The sequence below is a fragment of the Dehalococcoidia bacterium genome, assembly GCA_028711995.1.
GTDB lineage: Bacteria > Chloroflexota > Dehalococcoidia > SZUA-161 > SpSt-899 > JAQTRE01.
This window is the reverse complement of record JAQTRE010000080.1, coordinates 1-13,133: the sequence shown is the minus strand read 5'-3', so window position 1 is coordinate 13,133 and position 13,133 is coordinate 1. Positions and strand designations below refer to the sequence as shown.

Annotated in this window: 20 protein-coding genes and 1 pseudogene; all 21 read right to left on the bottom strand. The window is 51.6% G+C overall.

The annotated features are described in order from the left end of the window. The coding region (locus PHV74_10840) for a hypothetical protein (protein MDD5094858.1) at positions 1 to 692 on the bottom strand (692 nt) is incomplete at its 3' end. A gap of 10 nt (positions 693 to 702) precedes the next feature. Then, complete coding sequence (locus PHV74_10835) at positions 703 to 975, bottom strand: gas vesicle protein (GenBank protein ID MDD5094857.1); 273 nt, start codon at positions 973 to 975, stop codon at positions 703 to 705. 1 nt (position 976) lies between these two features. After that, entirely contained in the window at positions 977 to 1,207 is a 231-nt protein-coding gene (locus PHV74_10830) for a hypothetical protein (GenBank protein ID MDD5094856.1), read from the bottom strand. 20 nt (positions 1,208 to 1,227) lie between these two features. After that, positions 1,228 to 1,473: a gas vesicle protein gene (locus PHV74_10825; GenBank protein ID MDD5094855.1), complete on the bottom strand. Its 246-nt coding sequence runs from the start codon at positions 1,471 to 1,473 to the stop codon at positions 1,228 to 1,230. A 2-nt stretch (positions 1,474 to 1,475) separates the two neighbouring features. Then, positions 1,476 to 2,264: a GvpL/GvpF family gas vesicle protein gene (locus PHV74_10820; GenBank protein ID MDD5094854.1), complete on the bottom strand. Its 789-nt coding sequence runs from the start codon at positions 2,262 to 2,264 to the stop codon at positions 1,476 to 1,478. Beyond that, positions 2,261 to 2,587: a gas vesicle protein K gene (locus PHV74_10815; protein ID MDD5094853.1), complete on the bottom strand. Its 327-nt coding sequence runs from the start codon at positions 2,585 to 2,587 to the stop codon at positions 2,261 to 2,263. Before PHV74_10815 ends, PHV74_10820 begins: the two co-directional genes overlap by 4 nt. 77 nt (positions 2,588 to 2,664) lie before the next feature. Then, positions 2,665 to 2,868 (bottom strand): annotated as a pseudogene (locus PHV74_10810) (gas vesicle protein). A gap of 1 nt (position 2,869) precedes the next feature. Beyond that, complete coding sequence (locus PHV74_10805; GenBank protein MDD5094852.1) at positions 2,870 to 3,136, bottom strand: gas vesicle protein GvpG; 267 nt, start codon at positions 3,134 to 3,136, stop codon at positions 2,870 to 2,872. A gap of 16 nt (positions 3,137 to 3,152) precedes the next feature. Next, the gene (locus PHV74_10800) at positions 3,153 to 3,902 is read right to left on the bottom strand and encodes a GvpL/GvpF family gas vesicle protein (GenBank protein MDD5094851.1); all 750 of its coding nucleotides are present in this window, start codon (positions 3,900 to 3,902) and stop codon (positions 3,153 to 3,155) included. A gap of 3 nt (positions 3,903 to 3,905) precedes the next feature. Next, positions 3,906 to 4,943: a GvpL/GvpF family gas vesicle protein gene (locus tag PHV74_10795; protein MDD5094850.1), complete on the bottom strand. Its 1,038-nt coding sequence runs from the start codon at positions 4,941 to 4,943 to the stop codon at positions 3,906 to 3,908. After that, positions 4,940 to 7,078: a CDC48 family AAA ATPase gene (locus tag PHV74_10790; GenBank protein ID MDD5094849.1), complete on the bottom strand. Its 2,139-nt coding sequence runs from the start codon at positions 7,076 to 7,078 to the stop codon at positions 4,940 to 4,942. Before PHV74_10790 ends, PHV74_10795 begins: the two co-directional genes overlap by 4 nt. Positions 7,079 to 7,308: 230 nt before the next feature. Beyond that, entirely contained in the window at positions 7,309 to 7,833 is a 525-nt protein-coding gene (locus PHV74_10785) for an Hsp20/alpha crystallin family protein (GenBank protein ID MDD5094848.1), read from the bottom strand. A gap of 22 nt (positions 7,834 to 7,855) precedes the next feature. After that, positions 7,856 to 8,653: a GvpL/GvpF family gas vesicle protein gene (locus PHV74_10780; GenBank protein MDD5094847.1), complete on the bottom strand. Its 798-nt coding sequence runs from the start codon at positions 8,651 to 8,653 to the stop codon at positions 7,856 to 7,858. Further along, the gene (locus PHV74_10775) at positions 8,625 to 8,960 is read right to left on the bottom strand and encodes a hypothetical protein (GenBank protein ID MDD5094846.1); all 336 of its coding nucleotides are present in this window, start codon (positions 8,958 to 8,960) and stop codon (positions 8,625 to 8,627) included. Before PHV74_10775 ends, PHV74_10780 begins: the two co-directional genes overlap by 29 nt. An 89-nt stretch (positions 8,961 to 9,049) precedes the next feature. Continuing rightward, positions 9,050 to 9,403 carry a hypothetical protein gene (locus PHV74_10770; protein ID MDD5094845.1) on the bottom strand — a complete coding sequence of 118 codons (354 nt, stop codon included), beginning with the start codon at positions 9,401 to 9,403 and terminating at the stop codon, positions 9,050 to 9,052. Between the two features lie 18 nt (positions 9,404 to 9,421). After that, positions 9,422 to 10,465, bottom strand: coding sequence for a gas vesicle protein GvpN (gvpN, locus tag PHV74_10765; protein ID MDD5094844.1), 1,044 nt, complete (start codon positions 10,463 to 10,465; stop codon positions 9,422 to 9,424). Positions 10,466 to 10,503: 38 nt separating this feature from the next. Continuing rightward, entirely contained in the window at positions 10,504 to 11,364 is an 861-nt protein-coding gene (locus PHV74_10760) for a hypothetical protein (GenBank protein MDD5094843.1), read from the bottom strand. A 66-nt stretch (positions 11,365 to 11,430) separates the two neighbouring features. After that, a complete protein-coding gene (locus PHV74_10755; protein ID MDD5094842.1) occupies positions 11,431 to 11,979 on the bottom strand; it encodes a hypothetical protein in 549 nt (182 codons plus the stop codon). 98 nt (positions 11,980 to 12,077) lie between these two features. After that, on the bottom strand, positions 12,078 to 12,287 hold the full coding sequence (gvpA, locus tag PHV74_10750) for a gas vesicle structural protein GvpA (protein MDD5094841.1): 210 nt from the start codon (positions 12,285 to 12,287) through the stop codon (positions 12,078 to 12,080). A gap of 48 nt (positions 12,288 to 12,335) precedes the next feature. Next, positions 12,336 to 12,545, bottom strand: coding sequence for a gas vesicle structural protein GvpA (gene gvpA / locus PHV74_10745; protein MDD5094840.1), 210 nt, complete (start codon positions 12,543 to 12,545; stop codon positions 12,336 to 12,338). 1 nt (position 12,546) lies between these two features. Continuing rightward, a complete protein-coding gene (locus tag PHV74_10740) occupies positions 12,547 to 12,792 on the bottom strand; it encodes a helix-turn-helix domain-containing protein (protein MDD5094839.1) in 246 nt (81 codons plus the stop codon). Positions 12,793 to 13,133: the final 341 nt, after the last annotated feature.

The following is a 13,133-nucleotide window of genomic DNA, read 5'->3' as shown; positions in this document are numbered from 1 at the left end:
GCCATTAGATACGCCTCAAGTTGTCCAATCCCCTCGTTTGAGTGGCTTGTTTCTGTATGCAACAGATGGTACTCCCTGACTTTCCGGGTTTCTTTGACTTCCTGCACTTCGATGTCATGGGGCAAGCGCTGGATTATATTATGATATGCCCCGATGAACAGTATCCCCGATTCCCCTTGGCTAAGCGTCTCATCGATCCTCTCCGCTATGTATTGGTCCCTTTTCGCCAGCAGGTCTTCGGCGGCCAGTTTGAATTTCAACGAGGCGGCTATGCGTTCTGCAGTTGACTTGGCATCGATAACGTTTTTCAGGAGGTCATATTCAGTTTTGACGAGATAAAAGTCCTCCGTGCGGATCAATCGGGCACCATTCTGGAGTAAGTGGGCAATGATGGCGTAGTTCTTGCTTCCATCCTTCACGCCTTGCTCCACGATTCTCATGCCCATCTCGCCGTCGGCAATCAGACCATCCTGATAGAGATTAAACCCGGCTACTTCAAATGAGTTCATGAAACCGGCTATACTGTCCCAGAATGCGTCCACGGTGTCTTGATGCCTTAACCACGATTGTTGCCCCAGTTGGGCTTGGCTGGCCTGATCTATGGCGGTTGCCAGAGTCCCCAGGTCAGCATTGTTATGGATAATAGGCACCACATATAATTTCCTCATGGAATCAGTTGCCTCAGTAGACATGCCATTGTCCTCACGTCGACTGGACCGGTTTCAGATCGGTATCGCCTCTCTTGCGAAACATCTTTCGCTCGAAACTCACTATTGTACCCTCTTCATCGATGATCACTTCATAGCCACCCAGAATGTCCTGAGCATCGGGTATGGACCTTTTTTCCACCATTTCCACCATCACATGCCACATCCCTTCATCCTGTGATAATCCCCTCACGCCCCCAAGCTCCAGATTGGTGAGCTTGGCGATTTCATCTTTAGCTAGATTGGCTGCTTTGATAGCGGTTATCAAGTCATACCTCCAGTTCATTATTGTCAGTGATCAACTGACGCTCGATTTCACCGTTGATTGTTTTCAGCCGTTCTCCGAATGCAGCGGATTTCTCCAGATCAGCGACTGTCTCAGTGAACTCGTCCATTACCTCATCCTGCCCGCTACGGGTTCGTCCGCCCGCTTTCTCGGAAAGCAACGCTTCCATCTCCCTCAGCCAGAGGATGTATCGCCTGTTTTCGATATCTTCCATTTTTACCTCCGATTACCGGGTCAGCCTACCGCAACCGTTTGCTTGCTGCTACTGCTTGCATCATATCTAATCCGTTCATCCCAGTCTGTCATGATCCCGTATTCAAGCATGGTTTCCATTCCGGCTATGGCAGCCTTGAGGCTTACCGCTATCATCGGGATTCCAGCGAGCGTGATGATAACATCCGCATTGATAATGACGCCCTTATCCAGTATCCGATCGAGCAGGTCTGAGAGAGTTCCATGCACATCACGAGTTGGTTCCATATTTATTCCACAGCCACAAAACTGTAAGGAGGCCAGGGTCCGGTGAATCGGACGAAGAAACCGCTGGTTTTATCGATCTTTTCCAATTCATTGGCCAGGCATCCCAACTCGCCCTGACGAACAAGGCACGAGAGATTTGCCAGCATCGGCCTCTCTTCCCCCGTTTTTGTCCGTTCGACCTTAATTTCATCCACGCACCCCTTGATTCGCTGGTAGAAATCCTTGAAGCGATTCTCGGCCTGGTTTTCCATTGTCCTTTTGATGAGTTTTTCCAGACGCTGTTGATACATGTAGGCCAATCCTTTTGATTTCCCTTTAATCTCTTCTTTCATGCGACTGATCTCCGGGTCGGTATCGCTGATTGTTTCTGATATTATCTTCGGGTCCCACGATATCTGAACCCCGTATTCTTCCTTGCCTCTGATCCGATCCAGTTTACCTCTGAGATCCCCCTCGTCTTCTGTAAGCCACCTGCGGATATTCTCATCGGCGCTGCCCTTCTCTGTGTCCTGAACGATCGTGTCAAACCTCATGGGAAGAACCGTGCCGAACCTCTCTGATGCGCTTTTGACGATTTCCTGGTGATTGATGATCCAGCGATGCAGAGTCTGTTCGTCGTCAGAAGTATAGGCCTTGGCGGAACAATCGTGAACGACCACACAAAGACCATTGGCCGGGACAGAATACACCTCGTTGCCGTCAAGGCCGATGGGTCCCAGATTGACTTTCTCACTGCTTTCGGCGATGCAGTAGACGTATCGGCCATGCTTGGGCTCATTATTATTATTCAATTCAACCTACCTCCATCTGCGCCTGCCAGCCACTTATTGGGATTGATGAAGTCATCTATTAGGTTATCCACCACTTGATCCAGCCCATCCATGATGCTCTTGACTGTTTCGGCAATTCCCAGGTCCTCCTTTATCTGTGCAACAGCAGTATCGAGTTCCATAAGCGCTTCCCCCAGTCTTTCCATTTCCGGCTCAGTGAGACTGCCACCCTCCATTCTTCTTACCGCCTGATGGCGCAGGGCATCCTGGATAATCTCCACCAGTGTTACCACCAGTCCCAGAAGCCCCTGCTTCAAATTCCCCTCGTCGATTTCTATGGCCATGGTTTTCTATCCTCCCTGGACTATCAGGCAGTGACTTCAGCCGCTTGGGCGGCGATCTTCTTCCAGCCACTGGCCTGCAGATTGGTCCCCGATGGAAATTCAAGCCCGTATTTGGCCGCCGTTTCAAAGGAAGCCACCGCCGCCCGTATTTTTATTCCCAGAAGCTCAACTCCCACCAGCGATACCGTGATGTCCGCGTTTATCACGATGCCTTTATCCAGAATCCGATCGATTACATCGACCAACGAAGAACTGTTACCCATGGTCGGGGCTATGCTCATTTTACTGCGCTCCTTTGCTTTCTTGAATTGCCCGCCATTTTTCTATCCATAGGGTTTCCTGGGCATCATACGCTGCTTCACTGATTTGCCCCGCTTCCAGTAGGGTGCCGAGTTCTACCAGCTTGTTGCGGATCTGGGCCTCATCCGGAAACAGTTCACGGTCCAGCTCATCCCTGATGGTTTCCAACAGCTTCATGCCCAGGTTGACCGGACCAGCCACGGGCGCCATCAGAATCTTGATCAAAATATCATCGATGATGAAAGCCATACGGCACGCTCCTTATTTACTGCAAACACATTTCGAGGTTCACAAAGTTGTAAGGGGGAACTGGCTTGAGATATCGGATGTTTGTCCAGTGGCCATGTTTTTTATCAAGTTCTTCCACTGCGTTATCGAATTTCTCCTCTTTGGATTTATCCAGAAGGAAAGACGCATTCAGTATGTTGGATATGTCTACGGGATAATTGTGGCGACCGTCGACCGCAATCCTGATCAGGGCCATGTATATCTCATTACCTACTTCTGATTGCCATGCTTCGACTTGTGATCTGACCAACTGACCCGCTTCGATCAGCAAAACTTCAGCTTTCGCCGGGGGCGATTCTTTTATGGCTTGCCGGAGTCTAGTGAGTTTCTGGTCTCTGCTCTCAAGAATTGCCAGCACTTTTTCCTTTTGCCAGAAGACTTTTATCCCGACCTCTATTCTGTTATCCAACATGGAGATGAAGGTCTTCAGTTTGGGATAGTATTCCGCAAGCAGGCCTTTCAGCTTGTCCTGGCTATCGGCAATGAGCCCGAAGCGTGCCGGAAGCACGGTATACTCCCGCATAATTGCCTCCAGCACTCGATTGTGTGCCAGCATATTTTTTCGGATCGGATCGCAAATAGTCATCGAAGTATCGCTGACCACAGCCGCGATATCGCCATGATTGATGGTGTAAATCCGGCTGTCAGCTTCGATTCCCGCGTGATCAAAGCTGATCTCCTGCTGTGTGGGAATGATACAGTAGACATATTTTCCTGTTTTTGCCATATTTTACCTCCGGCGAGTGATGACCAGAACATCCTCAATGTGATCCGGTTCAAATGAAATCGTTCCGTCGTCCCCCGCTTTGCACTTCCGGACGTATTTCACCAGTATGTCGAATGCCTGGGTGATCCGTTCAAAGCTTTCCACCCCATCCGGTTCGCCGTGATTGCTATCCGGGTGGTATTGCCTGGCTAATGCCCGATGGGCCTTTTTGATCTCGACAAGGGTTGTCTCGCTGTCCAGGCCCAATACCTTTCTGGCGCCATCAACGGTCTGAGCATTAATCATGGTGACTGCCAGATTCACAAAGCTGTAAGGCGGCATGGGACCGATATACTTGAATTTCAATCGATCCCCATACTTTTCTCCCAATCCGTTTACGGTGTGGTCAAACTCCGCTTCTTTCTCTCGCAGCACTAGAAAAGACTCGTTGATAATCATATCCTTTGCCGTGAGTTTGCCGGCAAGACTCTGATCGGCTATCTTGCTCAACGCACTGACGATGTCCCGAGCGTACTCGGCTTTGCGCTCGGCTATTGCCGCAACAACGGCTTTACCTAATTCCAGCTTCACGCTTTCGGTTATCTCAGCGCTGGCCGAGGCCAATGCTTCCCTCAGTTTCCTGACGGTCTCATCCGTGCTTGCCACGTGTCTCAGGATCAAAGCCTCCGACTCGCAACACCTCACCTGAAGGTTGAGTTCGATCCGGTTATCGAGTTCCCTGATGGTATCTTTGAAATCATCATAGGCCGATTGAAGGAGCTTTTTGACATCATTTTCGTCTCTGGCAATGATTCCAAAACTCATCGGAATCACCGTCCGGTCCTTCAATATCCTTTCCAGAACCAATTGATGCCTTCGCACATCAGAGGCCTGGAGTTGCTCATCGAGAAGGTCGCAGGTTCTCACCGGTGAGGAGCCGACCACCGCTAACAGGTCTCCCTGTTCAATTGTGCCGACGCCTTCAAAGTCCTCAAGCGAAAACACGTTGTTCTGTGGCCGCTCAATGATACCGTAGATGTACTTCCCTGCTTGAGCCGTCACCCTGTCCTCCGGTTCCTGATGGTATCGATTGACTGAGTGAACTGATTCATGCGGATCGTGGGGCCAGTATCATGAATCTGAGACTTGAGATATTCCCGTATTGCCATCATTGACGCCTCTCTTACAACCGCTTCGATATCTGAACCGGCAAGACCGTGACTCTCACCTGCCAGAGACCGCAGCTTCACATCAGGGGCAAGGGGTTTGCTTCTGGTATGGACTTTAAATATCTCTTCACGAGCCGCTTCATCGGGGAATGGGAAATCGATGATCAAATCGAATCGTCCCGGCCTGAGAATAGCGGCATCGATCAAATCCTTTCGGTTGGTGGCTGCCAGAACCAGAACTCCGGCCAACTCTTCGATGCCGTCCATCTCGGTCAAGAACTGACTGATTACTCTTTCGGTGGTTTGTGAATCACCGCCGCTGGAGCCTCTTGAGGGGACCAGCGCATCGATCTCGTCGAAGAACAGCAGGCATGGGCTGGCCTGTTTTGCTTTTTTGAACAGTTCCCTGACCCCTCGTTCGGACTCCCCGACGTACTTGCTCATCAGCTCCGGCCCTTTAACAGAGATGAAGTTTACCTGTGTCTCATTGGCCAGGGCCTTGGCCACCAGAGTTTTGCCTGTTCCCGGTGTGCCGGAGAGCAGAATTCCCTTGGGCGGCTTGGTATGAATTTGCTCAAACAGTTCTCTGTATGTCAGCGGCCATTCAACGGCCTCGATCAATGCGCTCTTTACATTGGCGAGCCCACCGATATCTTCCCATTTGACGTTCGGCACCTCCACAAAGACCTCGCGGATGGCCGAAGGTTCCACCTCTTTGAGCGCTTCTTTGAAGTCTGCCAGTTTTACATTGAGTGAGAGAAGGGTCTCGTAAGGGACGGTTTCAGTCTGGAAGTCGATATCCGGCATAATGGTTCTCAGGGCGCTCATGGCAGCTTCCCGGCACAGAGCCTGCAGGTCGGCTCCCACAAATCCATGAGTGATCGCCGATAGTTTTTCCAGATCGACATCGGCATCCAGGGGCATCCCGCGCGTATGGATATTCAGAATTGCCAGCCTTCCTTTCTGGTCGGGGATACCGATCTCAATCTCCCGGTCGAATCTTCCCGGCCTTCGCAGCGCCGGATCCAGGACATTTGGGATGTTGGTGGCGCCGATGACAATCACCTCACCGCGCGATTCCAGGCCATCCATTAAAGCAAGCAACTGGGCAACCACTCTGCGCTCAACCTGCTTTTCTCCTCCCATCTCCTCCCGCTTCGGGGCAATCGAGTCGATCTCGTCAATGAAGAGAATAGCCGGCGCGTTGGCTTTGGCCTCATCAAAAACCTTCCGGAGACGGCCTTCGGATTCCCCGTAGAATTTGCCCATGATCTCCGGTCCGCTGATATGGACAAAGTAGGCATCGGTTTCATTGGCAACTGCCCTTGCCAGCAGCGTCTTGCCACAACCCGGCGGGCCGTGAAGCAGTACGCCTTTGGGCGGATCAATGCCCAGGCGTTCAAAGACCTGAGGGTATTTGAGCGGGAGTTCTATCATTTCCCTTACGCGGCCAACCGCCTTGGCCACACCGCCGATATCCTCGTAGGAAACACTGGGCGACTTGGGTTTGGCATCAGATGTGCCTCGGATTTCAACCTTGGTGGTGGGGTGAACAGAGACCGCATTTCCGGGTACGGTAGAAAGAACGGTGAAATCCTGGCTGCGAGCGCCGAAGAGGGTGGCCCTTATCGTATCCCCCTCGATCAGAGGAAGCCCATCCAGCAGGCTGCCGATATATTTGATATCCCGGTCTTGCCGCATCGCCTTCATCAAAGTCAGAGGGCGAAGCACGATCTTTTCGGCAGGATGAAATGAGATTGTCTGAACACTGACCTTCTCATCGAGCGATACCTGGGCGTTACCCCTCACCAGTCCGTCGATCTGAATCGTTGATTTTCCGCGATCTTCCACGTAGGCGGGCATTGCCTTGGCTACCGTCATTCGTTTGCCATGAATCCGGATGACGTCTCCCACTTCAATACCCAGCTGCTTGAGGTCGCTGGGGTCAATCCTGGCAATTGCTCTGCCTACGTCCCTGGCCTTTGCCTCGGCTACCCTGAGGGTCAACTGTTCCCTGATATTCCCCATGCTTGATTACTCCTTTCAGTGATCGCTGACCCGAATGACAGACGCCGCCATCCCGCTAGCGCTTGCTTATCTTATTCAGTGTTACCTTTGGATATTGCCATTCCCCTTCAACTGGCTCAGGGCGAGCGGAAAAAAGAAGCTCCGTTCGTGGTGAGCCCTTCGACTAGCTCAGGACAGGCTTGTCGAACCATCAGGCTCTCGAAGCATGATACGCCCTTCTTTGTAAACAATTACTGGCACTTGGGCAGTGTGATTTCCAATATCCCGTTTTTATAGCTCGTTGCCATCGCGTTGATATCTACGCTGGCGGGAAGCAGGACTTCTTTGGCATACTTGCTGTTTTTGCCTGTAGCAGCCAGCTTCAGTATGTCCCCGGCCACTTCGATGTTAATATTCTTCTCATCCACACCGGGCAGTTCGACGATGACCATAATATGAGCCTCTTCATCAAAGATATCCATGATCGGCTCTCTGATTTCCTCCACCACCGGACCGCGCGGCGAGTCTTTAATGTTGCCAAAAGTCTCGACCACCGGCTTGTTGCCGGCCAGAGTCTTGATGCTAAACCCGTAAACCCCTTTGACATCTTTGGGCAAGCCTTGGATCTCGCCAGATCTCTCGATCTCCTCAGTTTCTTCGCCCAGCTTGGCTGCCATATCGATCAGGTTTCCGATCCCCTTGAACATGTTGCTGAATCGCAACTTCCCGATACCAAAGTCAAACTCAGCCTCGCCTGCCTTTTTCCCATCCGGCATGGTTCTTACCTCCTGGCCCCATTTATATATTTGAAGTGACAAAGTTGTATGGCGGCAAAGGGCCGACATACTTGAATTTCAATCTCGCGCCGTACTTCTGGTCCAGCTCATCAACCCTGATGTCAAATTCCTTCTCGCTGCTCCGGTCGACCAGAAACGCCGCATTCAGCACCATCGCATCACCGCTGGCCTCATTCCGGCAGATGTCCGCGGCAATCCTCTTCAGGGGATGAATAATCTCTTCCTGCTCCTTCTCCTTTTTCACCTTGATGGCTCTTTCAACCATCCCACCCAGAATGATCTTTTGATTAATGCTATTTGGATTGGGAGACGAAACTATGGCCTGCTTGAGTTGTCGTATGTCCTTGTTCTCATCGACGATCTCTTGGAAAATGGAAGCCATATCTTTCCAGTAGGCAGATAAGCCGAGCTCTATCTTATTGTCGAATTCCTTCAACAGTCGGGTCAGTTCACGGTAACGCTTCCTCAGAAAATCCCGTACCTCCTCAGCATTGGCGGCCACAGTGAAGGCTCTCACAGGCAACACCGCGTATTCTTTCATCACCCGTTCGACAACTCTCTGGTGGCCGATGAGATTGGCTCTGCTGAGTTCGTATCGGCCCATGGGGAAATTACTGATAACCGCACTGATATCCTGATAGCTGATGGTGGAAACCGTATCGTCACGCCCCCCGATCCCTACCGGACCGAAGTTCCGTACTCCATCCGTGCCGATGATGCCATAGATGTATTTGCCTTCTGTTTCCATATCCAACCTTGCTGGTTTTCTGCTACCGGCTACCAGCTCGCCTCTTAGCACACCTTGTTTTCCTGGCCATATCCAAGCCGCCATAGTGGTTGGGGGATTGCTTTCCCAGCGCGTGTGCCCGCTCGATGGCGATCATTCTCCGGCAGATAACGCTGAGGCAAGCGCTGTTCAAATGCTGCTCAGGGCCACTCGCAGTTCGATGGGTATCGCGGTGGTTCGCACTCTGGAGCCAAGACTCGTTTTGCCCCTCCGGTTGTTCCTCACCCTTACTGCACCCCTTTATGGCCTCTGCCAGATTGATGGTTTTGACAACCAGAGTGTAACCGGATTCCTGGCATGAACCTTCAGCCTTCTTCATTTATTTGACATCCCTATAATGATATTGCCTGACCATAATACGCCTCTCGACTTGAACTGGATTCAGGCGGGTTTATACATGGCTCTGGATTAATACTCCATCGGCATGGCACGCCAGTTTTTCGACGGGGGCTTTGAAGCCGCAGGTTTTTCATCCGATGCTTGGGCCTCTTTGCTTTCCTCGTCCGTAATTTTGCGTGCCGAAAGGAGCATCGCTTCCCGAATCTCCTCCAGCCTCTTTTGGATTATGGCCAGCTTGCCCTCTATCTGTCCTCTGCGTTTATTCAGATTGACTGCTTCTTGATTCAGCCGTGACCGCTCAATCTGAAGTGAAAACAGGTCCAGGTAGCTGGTATTCTTGGTTCGAGGCGCCGAGAGGAGCTTTCCTCCCCTGGCTGATTTCACGCGAGTTGCCCCGGCGGCGACATCCGTTATTCCCTTCATTTCCCACCTCTGCGAGATTTATCTACTGAGAGTGGCGGCAAGATCCATCTGAAACCTCGAATTCTCCTGAGTCTCCCTTTCGAGAAGGGGAACCGTGAGGGGTTCGAAGCCGGAGGGCATCTCTATTTGCGCAATGGCATCAGCCGCACAGTATTTATCGATCAACAGGCCGACCCGGTCTTTTACCTTTAGCTGGCTATTCCTGCTGCCCACACGGCTGGTTTCCGAGGCCAGAATATCCTGGCAGATTTGCCGGAACAGGATATTGCCGGCTGCAACAGGGCCGCCGTTGATCACCTGCAAGGTCTTGGCAATCATAATACAGCCCCGAACGGTGGGCGCGAATTCGCACTCCGGCGATTCACGCAGTTCGCGAACAATGCTGACTATCTTTTCAACATCCGCGAGCGGCAAGCCGGATTTGGCATGAGTGACACTGATTTCAGTTTCCCGGTCGAAGTAATCCAAATCCAGGGTGATCATCCGATCGCGAAGAGCGTCCTGGCTTCGGTAGACTCCGGCGTAATCCTCGGGGTTGCTGGTGAAGATCGCCACGAAGTTCGGGTCAACCTTGAGGTAATCCCCGTTCCCGTTGCCCGGCGGCAAGTCCATCATTTTCTCCTGCAGAACCGCAAGCAAAACGTTATTGGCTTCAGGTCGCGACCGGGTGAATTCATCGTAAATGAGCGTAAAACCGTACTTACAGGCGACGGTGAGGCGGTTATCGACCCATTTTCGAGACATGTCTTCCTCGGTCTTGAGAACCGTATGGATGAAGTTGTCTACCACTTTGCTCACCCGGTAACCGTATTCACCCCCAACGAGATCGGAGGTGCTGAATTCTTCGTCGCCATGCATCATGATTACGGGACGCCCAATCAAACCGGCAACGTGCAACGCCAGTGTGGTTTTCCCGGTGCCCGTCGTCCCCCGAAGGTGAACTGGAAAACCGGCCTTGATGTAGGCCAGCATGCGACTGGTGAGGGCTTTGGTCCGATCGGTTTCCACAAAATCTGCCAGAGCCCTTGGCTCCAGAACGGTAGTTAATTCTCCGATTGCCATTGAACGCCTCCTGTTAATCATTCCGACGCCGCAGGGCGTCAAACGGCAAAGTATAGTTTGCTTTGCTTCTGGACTTTGTTGTCACCCATGAGACTTTTGAGCACCATTGCCATTTTGATTCGCGGCACGCCAAATCTTTCTTCCAGTTCGGTCATTCTAGCGCCATCGTGATGACCAACCAGATAATTAAAGACCTCGTCGTGGAGTTTGGATGCTCCGTCACCATTCTTTCTAACGGGCTCGTCCGGGGTCACGGGAGTCTGCTGCATCACGATTCCAGCCAGTTTGTCCCAGGCCGCTGCCGCCGCTTCCCTGTTTCCCCTGCACTCATCGAGCAGGCCGTTCACTTGCGACATCCGGTCCTGGGTTGTGGCTCGCCTTTTCTCCAGATCTACCTTGTTCCCGGCAATTCGCCGCCCTTCGATTTCAGCGAGATTAGTTCTTGCTTTGGCCAGAGCAATTCTAACCTGCTCCTGCATCTGATAGAGTTCGGCTTGTACCCGAGCCAGACGCTCTCTGGCTTGCTGAATTCTTTCTCTCTCTGCCTGAGCCACATCAGCCATAGCCTTTGCCAGAGTAACCTTGATCTCATCATGCAAGTGCTTCAACTCGGCTTTGGTCTGGTTTATTCGGTCCCATTCCCCTTGGATCCGATAAATGGCGGCTTTGGCCAGAGCCGTTTTCACCTCATCCCTGAGTTTCCCCAGTTCAGTTTGCATCTGCCTGAGGCTGGCCTCAGCCTCGATAACCCTTTCCCTCTCCGACTGAGCCAGGTGGGGCTTTACTTCCGCCAGATTCTCAAGGGTATCATTGCGCCTCTGTACCAGCTCTTCCTTCCGGGTCTTGCAACCGACATCCATAGCGCCGGTCAGGTTTTTTGTCTCAACGGACCATACCATTTCTTCCTCTCTTTCTAGATAGATTGGCAGTTTGCTTGCATATCAGCCATCTTCTATACCGGGTTACTAATTGAATTGACTTTGTCTGCACTTTAGCTTGTTTAGCGTAGCCTTGAATTCTTGTGCTGTAATGGAGGCGCTGCCCAGCAGCCGATTTACCTCACTCACAATTTCCTCGTGCTCTTCCTGGGAAACCTTCAGCAATGTGATGACCTTCCCTTCCGCCTCGCCTTGCCGTGTCTGGATTTCGCCCAGCACTTTCCTGAAATCTCCCATTTCCCCTGATCGAGCTGCAGCAACCATCTCCCTCAAGTGAGCTGCGGATTCCTTATGCTCCTGCACAAACCGGTTCAGTGTTTCCCTGATTACCTGGTGTTTCTCCGCCTGTTGTGATTGCAGATCAGCCATCATGCTATCGAAGTCCTTCCTTCTCAGGGATGACCGGCTGGCCAGAGCTTGCCGGAGTTGACTATTGGCATCATCCAGGATCGCCTCGGATTCTCTCAGCATATGGTATGTGCTATCTATCACCGCACCCACTGCAGAGATTTGGTTTTCGTAAGAAACAACGATGTCTTCTACCAGTTCCACCAGCTTGTTATCCAGAGCCAACATAAAATCACGCCTCCGGTTTTTTTATTGTGTCACAGGGGAGGGGTTTGGTATGGTATGCTTCACAGGACACCATAGCAAAGCCCACACCTGAAACCAGACTAGGCGGTTGCCGTAGCGGTCAGTCCAACTGCCTCGGCGTATTTCAGGAAGGTCTCAACTGAAGCGACTACTACCCGGGCTTCTATGGTGAGCAATTCGATGCCGACGAGCGATACCCTGGCCCATGCGTCGACGACGATGCCCTTGTCCAGAATCCGGTCAACGACTTCCACCAGACTCGATGATGCCATGGTTTTTTCTACAGCCATTTGAATTATTCTCCTTCTTTATTTTCAGGGTGCTGCTTAGTCAATAAACTAAGCGGTTGCCGTCGCGGTCAGTCCAACTGCTTCAGCGTATTTCAGGAAGGTCTCGACTGAAGCGACCACTACCCTGGCTTCGATTGTGAGCAATTCAATGCCGACGAGCGATACCCTGGCCCATGCGTCGACGACGATGCCCTTGTCCAGGATCCGGTCAACAACTTCCACCAGGCTGGACGATGCCATTGTCTTTTCTACTGCCATGCTATTCACCTCCTTTTTTTTCAGATTCGGACTCAAAGAGCCAATCCTCGATCGGCATATCATACCGTTCAAGGAAGTCCCTGAAATCCTCTTGTCTAATGCGGTACTGCCCGCTAGGAATACAGAACGCCTTCAGTTTCCCATTCTTGATCCATTGCAGCGCCGTACCTTTGCTCACTTGGCAATAATCTGCGGCCAGCGCAGGTGTAATGCGCACATTGGTTCGTTTAGATTCTCTGTCTTGCATTGTTGATTTCTATAAGTCATCAGGCATTCGCCTCTTTGACTGTTTCCTCTCAAGCTGTTCGTCTTTCCGCAATTTGGCCGATTTCAACGGTACTCCTTAAGATTAACGAGAAGATGTCACAAACAAATCACAAACATATGCACTTATATCACAGGAAAGTCGCAAAAAAGAGACATCATATAAGCCCCTTTCCAGGCTTGCTGGGAGGTTGTGATATGTCCCCAAGTGGCTGGTATACTGAGCTGGCTGTCTTTATCTCGCCCGGATGATGTAGGCCCGTGGCTTTCCATCACAGGCTTTCTCATGGTCTGTCTTTGTCGGAGCCACTGGGGTCACGTGCA

Bases quoted from the DNA above. Each gene is read 5' to 3' on its own strand.
- PHV74_10830 (MDD5094856.1), bottom strand. From the start codon at position 1,207: ATGGAAGATATCGAAAACAGGCGATACATCCTCTGGCTGAGGGAGATG.
- gvpN (MDD5094844.1), bottom strand. From the start codon at position 10,465: ATGGCAATCGGAGAATTAACTACCGTTCTGGAGCCAAGGGCTCTGGCA.
- gvpA (MDD5094840.1), bottom strand. From the start codon at position 12,545: ATGGCAGTAGAAAAGACAATGGCATCGTCCAGCCTGGTGGAAGTTGTT.
- gvpA (MDD5094841.1), bottom strand. From the start codon at position 12,287: ATGGCTGTAGAAAAAACCATGGCATCATCGAGTCTGGTGGAAGTCGTT.
- PHV74_10775 (MDD5094846.1), bottom strand. From the start codon at position 8,960: ATGAAGAAGGCTGAAGGTTCATGCCAGGAATCCGGTTACACTCTGGTT.
- PHV74_10825 (MDD5094855.1), bottom strand. From the start codon at position 1,473: ATGGAACCAACTCGTGATGTGCATGGAACTCTCTCAGACCTGCTCGAT.
- PHV74_10770 (MDD5094845.1), bottom strand. From the start codon at position 9,403: ATGAAGGGAATAACGGATGTCGCCGCCGGGGCAACTCGCGTGAAATCA.
- PHV74_10805 (MDD5094852.1), bottom strand. From the start codon at position 3,136: ATGGCTTTCATCATCGATGATATTTTGATCAAGATTCTGATGGCGCCC.
- PHV74_10740 (MDD5094839.1), bottom strand. From the start codon at position 12,792: ATGCAAGACAGAGAATCTAAACGAACCAATGTGCGCATTACACCTGCG.
- PHV74_10815 (MDD5094853.1), bottom strand. From the start codon at position 2,587: ATGGCCATAGAAATCGACGAGGGGAATTTGAAGCAGGGGCTTCTGGGA.
- PHV74_10760 (MDD5094843.1), bottom strand. From the start codon at position 11,364: ATGGTATGGTCCGTTGAGACAAAAAACCTGACCGGCGCTATGGATGTC.
- PHV74_10800 (MDD5094851.1), bottom strand. From the start codon at position 3,902: ATGGCAAAAACAGGAAAATATGTCTACTGTATCATTCCCACACAGCAG.
- PHV74_10785 (MDD5094848.1), bottom strand. From the start codon at position 7,833: ATGCCGGATGGGAAAAAGGCAGGCGAGGCTGAGTTTGACTTTGGTATC.
- PHV74_10755 (MDD5094842.1), bottom strand. From the start codon at position 11,979: ATGTTGGCTCTGGATAACAAGCTGGTGGAACTGGTAGAAGACATCGTT.
- PHV74_10790 (MDD5094849.1), bottom strand. From the start codon at position 7,078: ATGGGGAATATCAGGGAACAGTTGACCCTCAGGGTAGCCGAGGCAAAG.